The sequence below is a fragment of the Caballeronia temeraria genome (assembly GCF_001544795.2).
Lineage (GTDB): Bacteria > Pseudomonadota > Gammaproteobacteria > Burkholderiales > Burkholderiaceae > Caballeronia > Caballeronia temeraria.
Genome location: NZ_FCOI02000009.1, coordinates 144,576 through 158,917 on the forward strand (window position 1 = coordinate 144,576; position 14,342 = coordinate 158,917).

Here is a 14,342-nt window from a genome sequence, read left to right on the forward strand (position 1 = left end):
GCACGCCGCGCGGGGCGCGCGTATCAAGCAAACGTTCTTAAAGGGGTAACGGCAGGGAGCTTACAGGCTTGAGTACGTAGAACAAAAAAAGCCGACACGCCGGGCATGCACGCGGGCATTCATGCCGGATTCGCAGCCGCGTCGCTGTCGTGTCCGGTAAATCTCTCGCGATAGGCCTGCGGAGACACGCCGAGTGAACGCAAAAAACCGCGCCGCATCGTTTCCTCGGTGCCGAACCCGCAGCGCGCGGCGACACGTTTCACGGGAAGCGCCGTATCGCCGAGCAGACGGCGGGCGGCTTCGAGGCGCATGCGCTCGATCGAGCGCGCGGGCGTGGTGCCGGTCTGCGCGCGGTAATGGCGCACGAAGCTGCGTTCGCTCATGCCCACGCGCGCGGCGAGCACGCCGACCGACAGATCCGTCGCGAGATTTTCCGCGATCCACGCATGCAGCTCGCCGAAGCGTTCCCCCGATTTTTGCAGCGAGAGCGCCGCGCTGAATTGCGCCTGTCCGCCGGGACGCTTGAGGAACACGACGAGATGACGCGCGACATCGAGCGCGAGCGTGCGCCCGAGATCGTCCTCGACGAGCGCGAGAGACAGGTCGATGCCCGCCGTGACGCCTGCGGAAGTCCATACGTCGCCGTCGCGGATGAAGATCGGATCGGGCTCGACTTGAATCGCCGGGAAGCGCGTGGCGAGTTCCGCGCAACGCGTCCAGTGCGTCACGGCGCGACGTTCGTTCAGCAGGCCGGCGGCGGCGAGCAGAAACGCGCCGGTGCAGACCGACGCCGTGCGCCGCGCGTGCGTCGAGCGTGCACGCACCCAGTCGACCAGTTCGTGATCGTGCACCGCCTGATGCACGCCCCAGCCGCCCGCGACGATCAACGTGTCGCATGCTTCGCTCGCATCGGGCAACGATTCGCCGACGAGCCCCAGTCCCGCTGACGCGTTCACCGTGCCGCCGCGCGCGACGACGCGCGGACGATATGGCCGTGGCAGACCCGCCGCGACCGCCAGATCGTTCGCGGAGGCAAATACCTGCAACGGACCGGCGACGTCGAGCAACTGGACGTCGGGGAAAGCGAGCACGTCGATGGTGCGCATGGCGGTCTCCCGGAATATTGGCGGAAAACGTGGGTTACGTGTCAATTTCGCCATAGCGTAGCGGCGTAGCATCGGTTCGTCCACTGCAAAAAACATCGATCAAGGAGAAGACGATGACGCTACACATCGGCCTGTTGCTGTTTCCGCGCGTGCAGCAACTCGATATGACCGGCCCCTACGACGTGTTCGCGCACATGGCTGACACCAAAGTGCATCTCGTCTGGAAGTCGCGCGAGCCGGTGAGATCGAGCGCCGGCATGTTCCTGACGCCCGACGCGACCTACGCCGATTGCCCCGCGCTCGACGTGCTGTGCGTGCCGGGCGGCTCGGGCGTGGGCGATCTGATGGAGGACGAGGAAACGCTCGCGTTTTTGCGCGAACAGGCGGCGGCCGCGCGCTACGTGACGTCGGTTTGCACCGGCTCGCTCGTGCTGGGCGCGGCGGGACTCTTGCGCGGCAAACGCGCGACGACGCACTGGGCTTATCACGAATTGCTCGCGAAATTGGGCGCGATTCCGGTCCGCGAACGCGTGGTGCGCGACGGCAATCTGTTCACGGGCGGCGGCATCACGGCGGGTATCGATTTCGCGCTGACGCTGGCGGCGGAACTCGTCGGCGAGCACGAGGCGCAGGCGATTCAACTACAGATGGAATACGCGCCGGCGCCGCCGTTCGATTCGGGCGATCCGCAACACGCGCCCGAGTCGGTCGTAACGGACGTTCGCGAACGTTGCGCGCCATCACTGGCGGCACGCGGCGCGATCACGGCGCGCGTCGCGGAGCGCTTGAAATCGCATGCGTAATGCAAAACGCATTATTCAGAATGGTTCTATGCATGCGAAATGCAAAATGCCGCCAGATGACTAGAAGCGCTTCTGCATGAAATAGCGCGGCTGGCCCGCATGAAAATCGGCGAGTTCGCCGAAAAGCGCGTAACCGCAGCGCGCATAGAGCGCGCGCGCCGCGGGATTGATCGTGTCGAGCCAGGCAGCGCGGCAGCCGCGCTTTCTCGCCTCGACTTCGGCGGCTTCGAGCGCGCGCGTGCCGAGTCCGGCGCCGCGCGCGTCTTCGCGTATCCACAGCCATTTCACGAAGAGCCAGTCCCACGCAGTGTAGCCCGCGAGCCCGCCGAGAAAATCGTCATCGCGATAGAGCGACACCGCCAGGTCGCGATGATGGCTCGGGCCGAGCTGCGCGCGGTTGAATGCGGCAAGTCCGCCCGCGACGTCGTGCACGAAGCTCGCGTCGATCCAGTCGGTGACGGCGAGGGTGACGTCGGCGGTCATCGCAAAGAGCGCGCCGTTTTATGCTGCCGGCGCAACCGATGCGCCCTTGATGCCGTGCCTTGCGAGTGCCTGCGCGACGAAGCCCGAGCGCTTCACATCCTCCACGAAGTCTCGGAGATAAAGCGCGGCATCGTCGCCGCGTTTTTTCGGCAAGCCCATAGCCTGCTGGATCACCATGAAGCGTCCGTCGAGCAGGCGCAATCCGGGCGTGCGTGCCGCGTCGGCTTCGAGTTGCTGCTTCACGCCCGCCGCGACTTCGAGGTTGTCGCGCAGAAAGGCATCGACCACGGCCTGCGATGATTCCGTTCGCACGATCTGCGCATGCCTGATCTCGCGCGTGAGAAAAAGATCGTATGCGCTGCCCTTGCCGACCATGATGCGATTGCCGGCGCTGTCGACATCCTCGTTGCGCGTGAGCGGCGATGCATCGCGCACGAGATAACAGCCTTCGATCAGCACATACGGCGCGGTGAACGCGATGCCCGCGCCGCGCAGCGGATCGATCGCGAAGAAGCCGATGTCCGCGCTTTCGTTCGTGACGGCTTCGACGGACTCGGCGGCTCTGTCGAACGATGTGAATGCGACCGGCACGCCGAGCCGCGATGCGAGCTCGCGCGCGATATCCACCGATACGCCGCCGGGTTCGCCGCTATCGGTGCGATGCGCGAGGATGGGATTGCCGAGATTGATCGAGGCGCGCAGCGTGCCGGTGGGCGCGAAAGCGTCGAGCAAGGAAGAGGAAAGAGTCATGGCATTCGTCGATGAGTTGAAGGGTCATGGCGACACGAGCAATCCGGTGCAGAATACGCGAACCGCAACCGCTCTGCCAAAGGAACGACATGCAACGCGCAAGCATCGACAGCAGGGAATTGATTCAGCGTCTGAAGCTCGAACCGCATCCGGAAGGCGGCTTCTTTTGCGAGACGTATCGCGCGAACGGCAAGGTCGTGCGCGAAAGCGAACAAGCAATGCGCTCGGCGTCCACCGCGATCTATTTCTTGCTATGCGACGGCGCGCATTCGTCATGGCATCGCATTCGCTCCGATGAAGACTGGCACTTCTACGCAGGCGATCCGCTCGACGTGCATGTGCTCGATGCGAACGGCACGCTCGTCACGCATCGGCTCGGCAATGCGCTCGAACATGCGGATGCCGTGTTTCAGGCGGTCGTCGAAGGGGGAAACTGGTTCGCGGCCGAATGTCACGATGCCGAAGGCGCGGCGCTCGTCGGCTGCACGGTTGCGCCGGGCTTCGAGTTCAGCGAGTTCGAACTTGCCGTGCCGGGCGCACTGGAAGCGCGCTATGCGCAGCATCGCGAGCTGATCGAACGCCTCAACCCCAAAGTATGACGATTCGCACGAGAGTGCGGTTATCATCGCGCGCATCGTCGACAACAACACAAGGTCAGGCATGAGCGCAGTGCGCCGCGGGATTCAATCGATCGAAGTAGGTGGAGCGCTTTTGCGCGCGCTCGTGGATCATGGCGGCCCGATGCTGCTCGGCGATCTCGCGAAGAAGGCGGGCATGCCGTCGGCGAAGGCGCATCCGTATCTCGTGTCGTACGGCAATCTCGGCCTGATTCAGCAGGACCCTGCTACTGGCCGCTATGAACTCGGTCCGTTTGCGTTGCAGATGGGTTTGATCAGTCTGCAACGCGTCGATCCGGTGCGCCTCGCGATTGCGGAAGTCGCGAACATGACGCCGCGCATCGAGCATACGGTCGCGCTCGCGAGCGCGGGCAGCTATGGACCGACCATCGTTCACATCCAGCAGGCGAGCGTCCCTATTCATGTGACGATGCGCACGGGCACGGTCATGTCGCTGCTGCAAACTGCCACGGGCCGCGCATTCGCCGCGTATCTGCCGCCAATGACCGTCGATGCGCTCATCGCGATCGAGCGCGCGGGTGCGTTGCAGGTCGGCGCGCAACGTCATGATTTCACGCGCGCGCAGATCAACGCGATGCTCGCCGAAGTGCGCGAGCACGGCATCGCGCGGGCCGTCGACGAACCGGTGACCGGCATCAGCGCAATGAGCGCGCCGGTGTTCGATCACACGCGCAATATCGTGCTCGCGATCACGGCGATTGGCCCGAGCGGCTCCTTCGATGGCGCATGGAACGGCGACATCGCGACAGCGCTGCACGCCTGCGCGCAACGCGTATCGAAGATGCTCGGCTTCGTCGCGGCCTGATCGGCGTCGCGCGGTCAAACCGGCCGCCAATGTCCCGGCACCCACTGCCAGTGGTTGCCTTCCCATCGATAGTGCCCCTTCACCCAGCGATACCCCGTCGCGGGCGGCGGCGGCATGACTTCCGCCACGGGCGCGGGCTGCGGCGGATGCGCGGGTTCGACGACGCAACCCGACAACAGCACGCCTGCGGTCATCGCGCTGACCAGCATCAGTGAAGCCTTCGCTTTCATACGTTTTCATCCTCCAATGTTCATATGGGATTCACGGCGTTTGCTCGCCGTATCCCTTGAACGCGCGCGCCTTCGGAAAACCGTCGCACGAGCTTGTAAGCGGATGTAAGTGCCGGCTGTGGCATTCGGGTAAACCTAAATTCAACAGTGTAAAACGACTTGTACAATGATGAATAGCTAACCAAGGAGCGAAGCAATTCGCACGATGGAGACGATCGAATGTCGGTGAACTACGCCAGTCTGCGTTTCGAATACGAGCGCGCGCCCGATCACGATGCGCCCGCGTCATCGCCTTATCCCGTTGCCATCGTCGGCGCAGGTCCGGTCGGGCTGGCCACGGCCATCGATCTCGCGCAGCAGGGCGTGCGCACCGTGCTGCTCGACAACGACGACACCGTATCGAGCGGCTCGCGCGCAATCTGCTTCGCCAAGCGCACGCTCGAAATCTTCGATCGCCTCGGCTGCGGCGACCGGATGATCGAGAAGGGCGTGAGCTGGAATGTCGGCAAGGTTTTTTTGCAGGATGAGCTTGTCTACACGTTCAATCTTCTCCCGGAAACAGGTCATTCGCGGCCCGCGTTCATCAACCTGCAGCAGTACTACGTCGAAGGCTTTCTCGCCGAACGCGCGATGCAACTGGAGCAGTTGCAATTGCGCTGGAAGAGCAATGTCATCGGCGTGACGCAGCATGAGGATCACGTCGAGTTGCAGATCGAAACGCCCGATGGCGTGTATCCGCTGAAGGCGCAATACGCGATCGCCGCCGATGGCTCCCGCAGTGCGATGCGCAAGCTTCTCGGTCTCGACAGCCACGGCCGCACGTTCAAGGATCGCTTCCTGATCGCCGATGTGAAGATGAAGGCGCCGTTTCCGACCGAGCGCTGGTTCTGGTTCGATCCGCCGTTCCATCGCAACCAGTCGGTTCTGTTGCATCGTCAGCCGGACAATGTGTGGCGCATCGATTTTCAGCTCGGCTGGGATGCGGACCCGGTCGCGGAGAAAGCACCCGAGCGCGTGATTCCGCGCGTGAAGGCACTGCTCGGCGATGACGCCGAATTTGAACTGGAATGGGTGAGCGTGTACACGTTCTCGTGTCTGCGCATGGATGATTTCAGGCACGGGCGCATCATCTTCGCGGGCGATTCCGCGCATGGCGTGTCGCCGTTCGGCGCGCGCGGCGCAAATAGCGGCGTGCAGGACGCGGACAACCTCGCGTGGAAGCTGAAGCTCGTCGTGAACGGCGATGCGCCGCATACGCTGCTCGACACCTACGCGTCCGAGCGTGAATATGCAGCCGATGAAAACATCCTCAACTCGACGCGCGCCACCGACTTCATCACGCCGAAGAGCCCTGTTTCAAGGCTCTTTCGCGATGCGACGCTCAATCTCGCGAAGGATTGCGCCTTCGCGCGGCGCATGGCGAACAGCGGGCGGCTCTCGGTGCCCGCGGTACTGCGCGATTCGACGCTCAACACGCCCGACAATGAAGGCGATGCCTTCGCTTGCGCGATGATTCCGGGCGCGCCGTGCGTGGATGCGCCCGTGCGCGTCGATGACCGCGATGCCTGGCTCTTGCCGCAGACGCACGGCGGCGCATTCACGGGCATCTATTTCTGCGGGCTGGGGCACGGCCCCGAAGTCTGCGCCAAAAGCCTTGCTGGCCTGGCGAACGGGCCGCTTCCCGTGCGTGCGCTTATCGTCGTGCCGAGAGGCATGATGTGCACGGTGCCGGGCGTGACGGTGGTGGAAGATGTGGAAGGCATGGTTGCGCATCGCTTCGATGCACGGCCCGGCACGTTCTATCTGCTGCGTCCGGATCAACATGTATGCGCGCGCTGGCGCGCCTTCGATGCGGCATCGGTGACGGCCGCGGTCAAGCGTGCAACCTGCAACGGATGATGAATCGTATGAAGCTCAATCTCGAACTGAATATCGCGGATCACGACGCGTTCTACGAGCGCTTGATCGACACGCACAACGGGCTTTCCGATGAAGCCAGCCACATGCTCAACGCGAAGCTCGTGTTGCTGCTCGCGAATCACATCGGTGATAACGACGTGTTGAAAGAAGCGCTGGCGATGGCGCGTCACGGCCTCGCCGCGAGCTGATCGTTCAGTACGATGCCCATGCGTTCGCAGATAAATTTACCGATGCTCGCGATGTCGTTCAGATCGAGCACCGGCAAGTTCGAATCGATCGCGGCGGCGTCATCGGTGGCGATCGCAATGATCTCCACATCCGTTTTGTAGAGCGGATCGCGGCCGGCGGAAGGCCGCACGACCTCGATGCGCGGCATCGTTTCGCGCGCGAATCCTTCTACGATCACGAGGTCCGCGTGCGACAGCCGCGCGGCCAGTTCGCGAAGCGGCGGCTCCGCGTCGCCATTCAGCTCACGCACGATCGCATACCGGAACGGCGATGCGATCAGCACTTCCCCCGCGCCCGCGCGACGAAAGCGCGCACTGTCCTTGCCCGGCGGCTCGAGTTCGATCGAGTGATGACTGTGCTTGATGACATTGACCGTGATGCCGCGAGCGCGCAGCCACGGCAACAGTGCTTCGATCAAAGTGGTCTTGCCCTGTCCCGAGCGGCCCGAAATGCCGACGAGCGGCGGATGAAGCGAGTCCATGCGAATGGTCGGCTGATTGTTCTGGTTTCGATCAAGCGAGTTTAACGGGTCGATAGCGAGCGCGGAGAAATCGCGCTATCGTCGGGCATTGCCTTTGCGGCACGTTACGCTTTCGCACGAGAGCAGGATTCCGACCCCATCGCCTGAAACGTGCGCGAAGCCCAGCAATCAAAGGATCTCCGACATGGCCGAAGATAATCCCAGCACCGCGCTCGCACCGCAGCAGTTTTCCATCGACGTGATGCTCGAAAAGTATGCCAAGGGCGACGAGACGCGCGTCGAGGATATTTATCGACGTGTGGCGCGCGGTGTCGCGCATGCCGAGCCGCAAGAGGCGCGCGCGAAGATCGAAGCCGAGTTCGTCGATAACTTCAGACGCGGCGCGCTCGGTGCCGGGCGCATCATGAGCGCGGCGGGCGCGGGCATCGACGCCACGCTCATCAACTGCTTCGTGCAGCCCGTCGGCGACGCGATACAGGGCGTCGACAGCAACGGGCTGCCTGGCATCTACGTCGCGCTGTTGCAGGCCGCCGAGACGATGCGTCGCGGGGGCGGCGTCGGCTATAACTTTTCCGCGATCCGTCCGCGAGGCGCGCGCGTGCATTCGACGGGATCGGCCGCTTCGGGCCCATGCAGCTACATGGATGTATTCGATGCATCGTGCCGCACGGTCGAGAGCGCCGGTTCGCGGCGCGGCGCGCAGATGGGCATTCTCGATTGCTCGCATCCCGATCTGCTCGAATTCATCGCGGCCAAGCATACGAAAGGGCGCTGGAACAACTTCAACGTATCGATCGCGGTGACCGACGAGTTCATGCAGGCCGTCGCCGACGATGCCGCATGGCAACTCGTGCACAAGGCCGAGCCATCGCCCGCTCAACGCGCGGCCGAGGGCATGCATCAGCGCGAAGACGGGATGTGGGTCTATCGCGAAGTGCAGGCGCGCGAAGTGTGGAACACGATCATGCGCTCGACCTACGATGTCGCCGAGCCGGGCGTCGTGTTCATGTCGCGCATGAACGACGACAACAACCTGCGCGCCATCGAAGCGATCCGCGCAACCAATCCATGCGGCGAGCAGCCGCTGCCCGCATACGGCTGCTGCAATCTCGGCCCGCTCAATCTCACGCGTTTCGTGCATGATCCGTTCGCGCAGATGCGTGGCGGCGCGCCATCGTTCGATTGGGACGGCCTCGCGCGCACGACGCGCACGCAAGTGCGTTTCCTCGACGATGTACTCGACGTCACGCTCTGGCCGCTCGACGAACAGGCGCGCGAAGCGGCGGCGAAGCGGCGTATCGGCGTGGGCTTCACGGGACTGGGCGATACGCTCGTCATGCTCGGCCTGCGTTATGACGCGCAGGAAGGACGCGACTTCGCGACGCGCGTCGCCCGCACGATGCGCGATGAAGCGTATCGCGCATCCGTCGAGCTCGCGAAGGAGCGCGGCAAGTTTCCGCTCTTCGATGCGAAGCGCTATCTGGAAGAAGGCACGTTCGCTTCGCGCTTGCCGGACGACATCAAGCGCGCGATTCGCGAGCACGGCATTCGCAACAGCCATCTGCTCTCGATCGCGCCGACGGGCACCGTGAGCCTTGCGTTCGCGGACAACGCGTCGAACGGCATCGAGCCTGCGTTCTCGTGGACATATCAGCGCACCAAGCGCATGGCGGACGGCTCGCGTCAGACCTTTGCCGTCGAAGACCACGCGTATCGGCTGTATCGCGAGATGGGCGGCGACGTGAACGCGTTGCCCGACTATTTCGTGAGCGCGCTGGACATGTCCGCGCACGATCACATGGAGATGATGGCGGCGGTGCAGCCTTTCGTCGACACGTCGATCTCGAAGACCGTGAACGTGCCCGCCGATTATCCGTTCGACAAGTTTCAGGATCTCTATTTCGAAGCATGGCGGCGCGGCCTGAAGGGGCTTGCGACGTATCGGCCGAACGAGACACTCGGCGCGGTGCTGTCCGTCGCGCCCGCGGAAACGCCGAGCGATTCGCCGGACCCCGAGCTCGATCTCGATCCGCTGCGCATTGCGATCGATCATCGGCCGAAAGGGGAGTTGCCCGCGATCATCGAAAAGGTCGAGTATCTGACGCAGGCGGGCAAGAAGTCGCTGTATCTCGCGGTGTCGTTCATCGAAGTGACGGGGCGCATCGGCGGCGAGGACGTGACGATCGAGCGGCCCATCGAGTTCTTCATTCCTACCGGGCAACGCGACGAATCGCAGCAATGGATCACGGCGACAATGCGTTCAATTTCGCTCGCGGCTCGCGGCGGCTTCGCGGCGCGCACGCTTCAGGATATGCGCAAGGTGTCGTGGGATCGCGGACAAGTGCGTCTCGGCGATGTCGAACGGCTCGACGGACATCGCAGTCCGCGCTGGCACGATTCGGAAGTGGCGGCGTTAGCTTATGCGATCCAGCAGATTCTTTATCGACGCGGTTTTCTCGATGCAGAAGGAAACCAGGTACCGTCGCGCGTGCTTGCGCGCAAGGGTGCCGATCGCGCGCCGCATCCGGTAGCTATAGACGATGAAGGCGACGAAGTATCCGAACGTCCCACGCAAGGCGAAATCGATCCACATAGCCTGCCCCTCATGCACGGCCGTAAATGCGCGACGTGCGGTGCAAATGCAGTGATCCGCAAGGACGGCTGCGACTTCTGCACGGCATGCGGCGAAATCGGCGCGTGCGGTTGAGTTCAATAAAAAAGGCGCGGGCTTTTGGGTCCGCGCCTTGATCTCACGCCCAATGCGAGCGTTCAGTACCTTCCTGCTTCTTCTCTTGCTCAACGCCCGACGATTGCGCCGTGTGATGCGTGAACGGATGCCACACCGGCGTATGCGTAGGGAGTTCGTCGAGAAGCGAGAACTGATCGAGTGATGTGTTTTCGAACATGATGACCTCTTGAATCCATTGCTGACGGCGCGATCAACGCGTCGTCACAGTGCCTTGCGTTGCCGAGCCATTCGCATACTCGACGATCTCGCGGTTGCGCGCTTCCGCCTGCGCCGCATCGCGTGTGCGTTGGTCGCTTTGCGCGGCGACGGCATCGCCCCACATGCTGCGTTCCGGATAGGTGTTGCGGTTCAATGCCGGCAACGAGCCGTTCGAATACGCGGCCGCGAGTTCGGCACGCACTTGCGCTCGTGTCTTGGGCGTATCGCTCGCAGTGGTTTGCGTCTGAACCTGATACGTGCCTGCGTGGCCGATGCCCTGGCCGCTCTGCGCGAAAGCCGTAGTCGTGACGACAGCGGAGATGGCTGCGAGAGAAAATCCCGTGATGAGCTGTTTCATGCTTGCGACTCCTTTCATTCCGATGCAGCGTGCGGGCAAATGCGGATTGCATTCGGCGTTGTGCGTGCTGCGTTGGGAACGAATGTAGTCGCGGGCTACGTGCGGATAAATGCCGTATCGGCGAATAGATTTATCGATTTCGGCGAATAATCGCCCGGAGGCTTGCTGCGCGGGGTTCTGACGGGCACGGCAAACGTCATGTGTTTGCCGTGCCCTTATGCGGAAGAGGGATAACTACGCGACGATATCCTCGGTGCCTGCGACTTCCGGCGTGCCGTGCCGCACGAGTGTCGGCGACGGCGTGCTCGTCGGCAGGCAGCGCTCTTCCGCGTCCTTCTGACCTTGCAGAAGCGGGCAGCGCTCGAACAACTCGGCGGCCCAGTCGACGAACACGCGCACCTTCGGCGACAGGTGCCGGTTATGCGGATACACCGCGGAAATAGGCATCGGCAGCGGATTCCATTGCGGCAGCACTTCGACGAGTTCGCCTGCGCGCAGATACGGCAACGCCATGAAACGCGGCACCTGAATGATGCCGACGCCCTTCAGGCCGCAGCTCAAATACGCTTCGGCATCGTTCACCGCGATCATGCCGCGCATCTTCACTTCGATGGTTTCATCGTCGACGACGAAATCCATGTCCATGATGCGGCCCGTGCGGCTCGAAAAATAATTCACCGCCGTGTGATTCTGCAAATCGTCGATGGTTTTCGGCGTGCCGTTGCGTTCCAGATATTGGGGCGCCGCGACCGTTACCCCCTGAAACACGCCGATGCGCCGCGCGACGAGACTCGAATCCTGCAGCGTGCCGACGCGAATCACGCAATCGACGCCTTCCTGAATGAGATCGACCGGCTTGTCGCCGAAGCCCATCATCAGTTCGATGTCGGGATAGCGCGAGTGGAAATCGCATAGCTGCGGCATCACGATGAGCCGCCCGATCGCACCGGGCATATCCACGCGCAGCTTGCCGTGCGGACCTTTTCCGTTGGTCGAGAACGAGCCTTCCGCTTCCTCGATGTCCGCGAGAATGCGCACGCAACGCTCGTAATACGCGGCGCCGTCCGGCGTGAGATTGAGCCTGCGCGTCGTGCGCTGAAGCAGCCGCACGTTCAGATGCGCTTCAAGATTCTGGATGATCGTCGTGACCGAAGCGCGGGGCAGACTGAGCGTGTCCGCTGCGCGGGAAAAGCTGTTGGTGTCGACGACGCGGGTGAAGACCTGCATTGCTTGTAGCCGATCCATGTTCTCTCACCTTCCTTGCCTTGCGACGCACTCAATTAAGTGCGCGCTAAAGAATGACCGAAAGAACAATCGCGAGGGATAACCACGATTGTTCGGTGCGACCGAATTGTGTTGCCGGATTATAGGCATTTATTAAAAAAGGCGCGGACTCCAGAATTCGCAGCATCGCAACTTACGCGTGAAGGCCTTGCGGCAGCGGCCTCGCACTGAGAATAACCATGGCATCACTGTTGGATCTGGAGTCGACTCCGCGCTTGTGCATCGAAGATGTGCACATCACGGGACACGCGCAGCCGATCACGCTGCGCAGCTATCGTCCCGCATCGGACGGCACCCTCCTGCCCATCGTTCTTTACTTCCACGGCGGCGGTTTTATTCGCGGCGGACTCGACGATGCCGATATCGCCGCAGCGACGATCGCACGCGATACGCCCGCGTGGGTCGTATCGGTCGGCTATTCGCTCGCGCCGAAGTTTCCGTTTCCCGCCGGGCCGGAAGACGGCTATCGCGCGGCGCAATGGGCCGTCGCGAATGCGCGCGCGCAGCGTGCGGACCCGCAGCGCATCGGCATAGCGGGGCATGACGCGGGCGGCAATCTCGCGACGTGCGTCTCGGCCATCGCACGTGATCGTGGTGATATTCGCATGTCCGCGCAAGCCCTGCTCGCGCCCTTGCTCGATCCGAGCATGACGCGCCTCGCCGACGAACGCAAAGTGCTGTGCCCCGATTTCGAAGCATGCGAATGCGCGCAGTGGTATCGCGCGTATCTGCCGAATCCGTCGCAACGTCTGCATCCGTATGCCGCGCCGCTCGAATCGCGCCGTCTCGCTGGACTGCCCGCCGCGATGATCGCGAGTGCCGAGCACGATCTCCTGCATATCGAAGCGGAGAAATACGCGGGCGAGCTGATCGCAGCGGGCGTGCCGACGGAAGTGACGCGTCATGGCAAGACGTCGCATCAGGCGCTTGCCGCGCATCCCGACGCGCTCGCGGATGTCGTCGCGTTCTTCAAGAAGCGCCTGGCACGCGCGAAATAAGCGCAAAAAGCAGACGCGAAAAGCAGAGCGCAAGAATCGGCACGCCAGCCACGCACCAGACAACAACAATCTCAACGCAACCGGAGCCTTCACCATGTTATTCACTCGCAAACGCATCTACGCCGCGCTAGGCGCGGCGCTGATCGTCGCAGGCGCGGGCGGTTATACCGCTTTGCGCGGGCACGGCGATTCAGCGATGAACGAAGCCAAAGCCGCCGCGCACAGTCCGACCGCGACCGAAGTGGACGTCGCGGCCGTCGTATCGAAGACCATCACCGACTGGCAAAGCTACTCGGGCCGGCTCGAAGCGGTCGATCACGTCGACATTCGCCCGCTCGTGCCGGGCACGATCGTCGCCGTGCATTTCAAGGACGGCCAGCTCGTGAAGAAGGGCGATGCGCTCTTCACGATCGATCCGCGCCCCTACGAAGCCGAAGTGGATCGCGCACAGGCGCAGCTCGCGGCGGCGCAGGCGCGCAACGGTTATACGTCGACGGATGCGGCGCGTGCGGAACGCCTGCTCGCCGACAACGCGATCGCCAAGCGCGATTACGACGAGAAGCAGAACGCCGCGCGCGAGGCCGTCGCCAACCTGAAGGCCGCGCAGGCTGCGCTCGAAACCGCGAAGATCAATCTCACGTACACGCATATCGTCGCGCCCGTGGCGGGCCGCGTGTCGCGCGCGGAACTCACGGTCGGCAATATCGTGTCGACGGGTGCGAACGCGCCTTTGCTCACGACGCTCGTGTCGGTCTCCCCGATCTACGCATCGTTCGATGTCGACGAACAGACGTATCTGCGCTATCTCGGCCGCGATGCAGGCAGCTCGGTGCCCGTGTCGCTCGGTCTCGCGAACGAGGAGGGCTATTCCCGTGAAGGTGTCGTCGATTCCGTCGACAACCGGCTCGATACGACCTCCGGCACGATCCGCGTGCGCGCGCGCTTCAACAATCCGGACGGCACGCTGGTACCGGGTCTCTATGCACGCGTGAAGGTCGGCGGCGGCACGCCGCATCCGGCCGTGCTCGTGGAAGACGAGGCTATCGGCACCGATCAGGACAAGAAGTACGTGATGGTCGTCGACAAGGACAACCGCGTGCAGTATCGCGAAGTCACGCTGGGCCAGACGCACGAAGGCCTGCGCGTGATCTCGAAGGGCCTGCAGCCGGGCGAACGCATTGTCGTGAACGGCTTGCAGCGCGTGCGTCCCAACGATGTGATCAAGGCCAACAACGTCGCGATGAATGACGACGACAAAACGCCTGCCGTGAAGACGGCATCCGCGCAATGATGCGCGTGATCCGCAACAGA

General features: G+C 63.1%; 16 protein-coding genes. 8 read left to right on the forward strand and 8 right to left on the reverse strand.

Features of this window, described 5'->3' with window-relative positions; translation table 11 throughout:
- Positions 1-119: 119 nt before the first annotated feature.
- Positions 120-1,160 (reverse strand): GlxA family transcriptional regulator, encoded by a 1,041-nt coding sequence (locus tag AWB76_RS15610; protein ID WP_061161133.1) that lies wholly within the window; start codon positions 1,158-1,160, stop codon positions 120-122.
- 59 nt (positions 1,161-1,219) lie between these two features.
- Between AWB76_RS15610 and AWB76_RS15615 the strand changes: the two genes are divergently transcribed.
- Positions 1,220-1,909: a DJ-1/PfpI family protein gene (locus AWB76_RS15615; RefSeq protein WP_061161027.1), complete on the forward strand. Its 690-nt coding sequence runs from the start codon at positions 1,220-1,222 to the stop codon at positions 1,907-1,909.
- A gap of 60 nt (positions 1,910-1,969) precedes the next feature.
- On the opposite strand, the gene AWB76_RS15620 is transcribed toward AWB76_RS15615, so the two are convergent.
- Complete coding sequence (locus tag AWB76_RS15620; RefSeq protein ID WP_061161028.1) at positions 1,970-2,392, reverse strand: GNAT family N-acetyltransferase; 423 nt, start codon at positions 2,390-2,392, stop codon at positions 1,970-1,972.
- A gap of 18 nt (positions 2,393-2,410) precedes the next feature.
- Positions 2,411-3,142 (reverse strand): ABC transporter substrate-binding protein, encoded by a 732-nt coding sequence (locus AWB76_RS15625; protein WP_061161029.1) that lies wholly within the window; start codon positions 3,140-3,142, stop codon positions 2,411-2,413.
- An 89-nt stretch (positions 3,143-3,231) separates the two neighbouring features.
- Between AWB76_RS15625 and AWB76_RS15630 the strand changes: the two genes are divergently transcribed.
- Together AWB76_RS15630 and AWB76_RS15635 are read left to right on the forward strand one after the other, a co-directional pair.
- Entirely contained in the window at positions 3,232-3,741 is a 510-nt protein-coding gene (locus tag AWB76_RS15630; protein WP_061161030.1) for a cupin domain-containing protein, read from the forward strand.
- A 61-nt stretch (positions 3,742-3,802) separates the two neighbouring features.
- The gene (locus AWB76_RS15635) at positions 3,803-4,585 is read left to right on the forward strand and encodes an IclR family transcriptional regulator (RefSeq protein WP_061161031.1); all 783 of its coding nucleotides are present in this window, start codon (positions 3,803-3,805) and stop codon (positions 4,583-4,585) included.
- A gap of 14 nt (positions 4,586-4,599) precedes the next feature.
- Here AWB76_RS15635 and AWB76_RS15640 read toward each other — a convergent pair whose 3' ends face one another.
- Positions 4,600-4,815, reverse strand: a complete 216-nt coding sequence (locus tag AWB76_RS15640) for a YXWGXW repeat-containing protein (RefSeq protein ID WP_061161032.1) — start codon at positions 4,813-4,815, stop codon at positions 4,600-4,602.
- 219 nt (positions 4,816-5,034) lie between these two features.
- Between AWB76_RS15640 and AWB76_RS15645 the strand changes: the two genes are divergently transcribed.
- Both AWB76_RS15645 and AWB76_RS15650 read left to right on the forward strand, forming a co-directional pair.
- Entirely contained in the window at positions 5,035-6,714 is a 1,680-nt protein-coding gene (locus AWB76_RS15645) for an FAD-dependent oxidoreductase (protein ID WP_061161033.1), read from the forward strand.
- A gap of 8 nt (positions 6,715-6,722) precedes the next feature.
- On the forward strand, positions 6,723-6,923 hold the full coding sequence (locus tag AWB76_RS15650) for a DUF2783 domain-containing protein (RefSeq protein WP_061161134.1): 201 nt from the start codon (positions 6,723-6,725) through the stop codon (positions 6,921-6,923).
- Here AWB76_RS15650 and mobB read toward each other — a convergent pair.
- Entirely contained in the window at positions 6,902-7,444 is a 543-nt protein-coding gene (gene mobB / locus AWB76_RS15655; protein ID WP_061161034.1) for a molybdopterin-guanine dinucleotide biosynthesis protein B, read from the reverse strand. The two genes, AWB76_RS15650 and mobB, sit on opposite strands and share 22 nt — an antisense overlap.
- A gap of 184 nt (positions 7,445-7,628) precedes the next feature.
- On the opposite strand from mobB, the gene AWB76_RS15660 reads away from it, so the two are divergent.
- Positions 7,629-10,151, forward strand: a complete 2,523-nt coding sequence (locus AWB76_RS15660) for an adenosylcobalamin-dependent ribonucleoside-diphosphate reductase (protein WP_061161035.1) — start codon at positions 7,629-7,631, stop codon at positions 10,149-10,151.
- Between the two features lie 43 nt (positions 10,152-10,194).
- Here AWB76_RS15660 and AWB76_RS41610 read toward each other — a convergent pair whose 3' ends face one another.
- The 3 genes from AWB76_RS41610 to AWB76_RS15670 all read right to left on the reverse strand — a co-directional run bounded on the left by AWB76_RS41610 (position 10,195) and on the right by AWB76_RS15670 (position 11,994).
- Positions 10,195-10,350 carry a hypothetical protein gene (locus tag AWB76_RS41610; protein ID WP_167357758.1) on the reverse strand — a complete coding sequence of 52 codons (156 nt, stop codon included), beginning with the start codon at positions 10,348-10,350 and terminating at the stop codon, positions 10,195-10,197.
- Between the two features lie 33 nt (positions 10,351-10,383).
- The gene (locus tag AWB76_RS15665; RefSeq protein WP_061161036.1) at positions 10,384-10,749 is read right to left on the reverse strand and encodes a DUF4148 domain-containing protein; all 366 of its coding nucleotides are present in this window, start codon (positions 10,747-10,749) and stop codon (positions 10,384-10,386) included.
- 234 nt (positions 10,750-10,983) lie between these two features.
- Positions 10,984-11,994 carry a LysR family transcriptional regulator gene (locus AWB76_RS15670; RefSeq protein ID WP_061161037.1) on the reverse strand — a complete coding sequence of 337 codons (1,011 nt, stop codon included), beginning with the start codon at positions 11,992-11,994 and terminating at the stop codon, positions 10,984-10,986.
- 218 nt (positions 11,995-12,212) lie between these two features.
- On the opposite strand from AWB76_RS15670, the gene AWB76_RS15675 reads away from it, so the two are divergent.
- Both AWB76_RS15675 and AWB76_RS15680 read left to right on the forward strand, forming a co-directional pair.
- Positions 12,213-13,031, forward strand: coding sequence for an alpha/beta hydrolase (locus AWB76_RS15675; RefSeq protein ID WP_061161038.1), 819 nt, complete (start codon positions 12,213-12,215; stop codon positions 13,029-13,031).
- 94 nt (positions 13,032-13,125) lie between these two features.
- Positions 13,126-14,322: an efflux RND transporter periplasmic adaptor subunit gene (locus AWB76_RS15680; protein WP_061161039.1), complete on the forward strand. Its 1,197-nt coding sequence runs from the start codon at positions 13,126-13,128 to the stop codon at positions 14,320-14,322.
- Positions 14,323-14,342: the final 20 nt, after the last annotated feature.

Bases quoted from the DNA above. Each gene is read 5' to 3' on its own strand.
- AWB76_RS15650 (WP_061161134.1), top strand. From the start codon at position 6,723: ATGAAGCTCAATCTCGAACTGAATATCGCGGATCACGACGCGTTCTAC.
- AWB76_RS15640 (WP_061161032.1), bottom strand. From the start codon at position 4,815: ATGAAAGCGAAGGCTTCACTGATGCTGGTCAGCGCGATGACCGCAGGC.
- AWB76_RS15630 (WP_061161030.1), top strand. From the start codon at position 3,232: ATGCAACGCGCAAGCATCGACAGCAGGGAATTGATTCAGCGTCTGAAG.
- AWB76_RS15615 (WP_061161027.1), top strand. From the start codon at position 1,220: ATGACGCTACACATCGGCCTGTTGCTGTTTCCGCGCGTGCAGCAACTC.
- AWB76_RS15665 (WP_061161036.1), bottom strand. From the start codon at position 10,749: ATGAAACAGCTCATCACGGGATTTTCTCTCGCAGCCATCTCCGCTGTC.
- AWB76_RS15680 (WP_061161039.1), top strand. From the start codon at position 13,126: ATGTTATTCACTCGCAAACGCATCTACGCCGCGCTAGGCGCGGCGCTG.
- AWB76_RS15625 (WP_061161029.1), bottom strand. From the start codon at position 3,142: ATGACTCTTTCCTCTTCCTTGCTCGACGCTTTCGCGCCCACCGGCACG.
- AWB76_RS15645 (WP_061161033.1), top strand. From the start codon at position 5,035: ATGTCGGTGAACTACGCCAGTCTGCGTTTCGAATACGAGCGCGCGCCC.
- AWB76_RS15610 (WP_061161133.1), bottom strand. From the start codon at position 1,160: ATGGCGAAATTGACACGTAACCCACGTTTTCCGCCAATATTCCGGGAG.
- AWB76_RS15675 (WP_061161038.1), top strand. From the start codon at position 12,213: ATGGCATCACTGTTGGATCTGGAGTCGACTCCGCGCTTGTGCATCGAA.
- AWB76_RS15620 (WP_061161028.1), bottom strand. From the start codon at position 2,392: ATGACCGCCGACGTCACCCTCGCCGTCACCGACTGGATCGACGCGAGC.
- mobB (WP_061161034.1), bottom strand. From the start codon at position 7,444: ATGGACTCGCTTCATCCGCCGCTCGTCGGCATTTCGGGCCGCTCGGGA.
- AWB76_RS15670 (WP_061161037.1), bottom strand. From the start codon at position 11,994: ATGGATCGGCTACAAGCAATGCAGGTCTTCACCCGCGTCGTCGACACC.
- AWB76_RS41610 (WP_167357758.1), bottom strand. From the start codon at position 10,350: ATGTTCGAAAACACATCACTCGATCAGTTCTCGCTTCTCGACGAACTC.
- AWB76_RS15660 (WP_061161035.1), top strand. From the start codon at position 7,629: ATGGCCGAAGATAATCCCAGCACCGCGCTCGCACCGCAGCAGTTTTCC.
- AWB76_RS15635 (WP_061161031.1), top strand. From the start codon at position 3,803: ATGAGCGCAGTGCGCCGCGGGATTCAATCGATCGAAGTAGGTGGAGCG.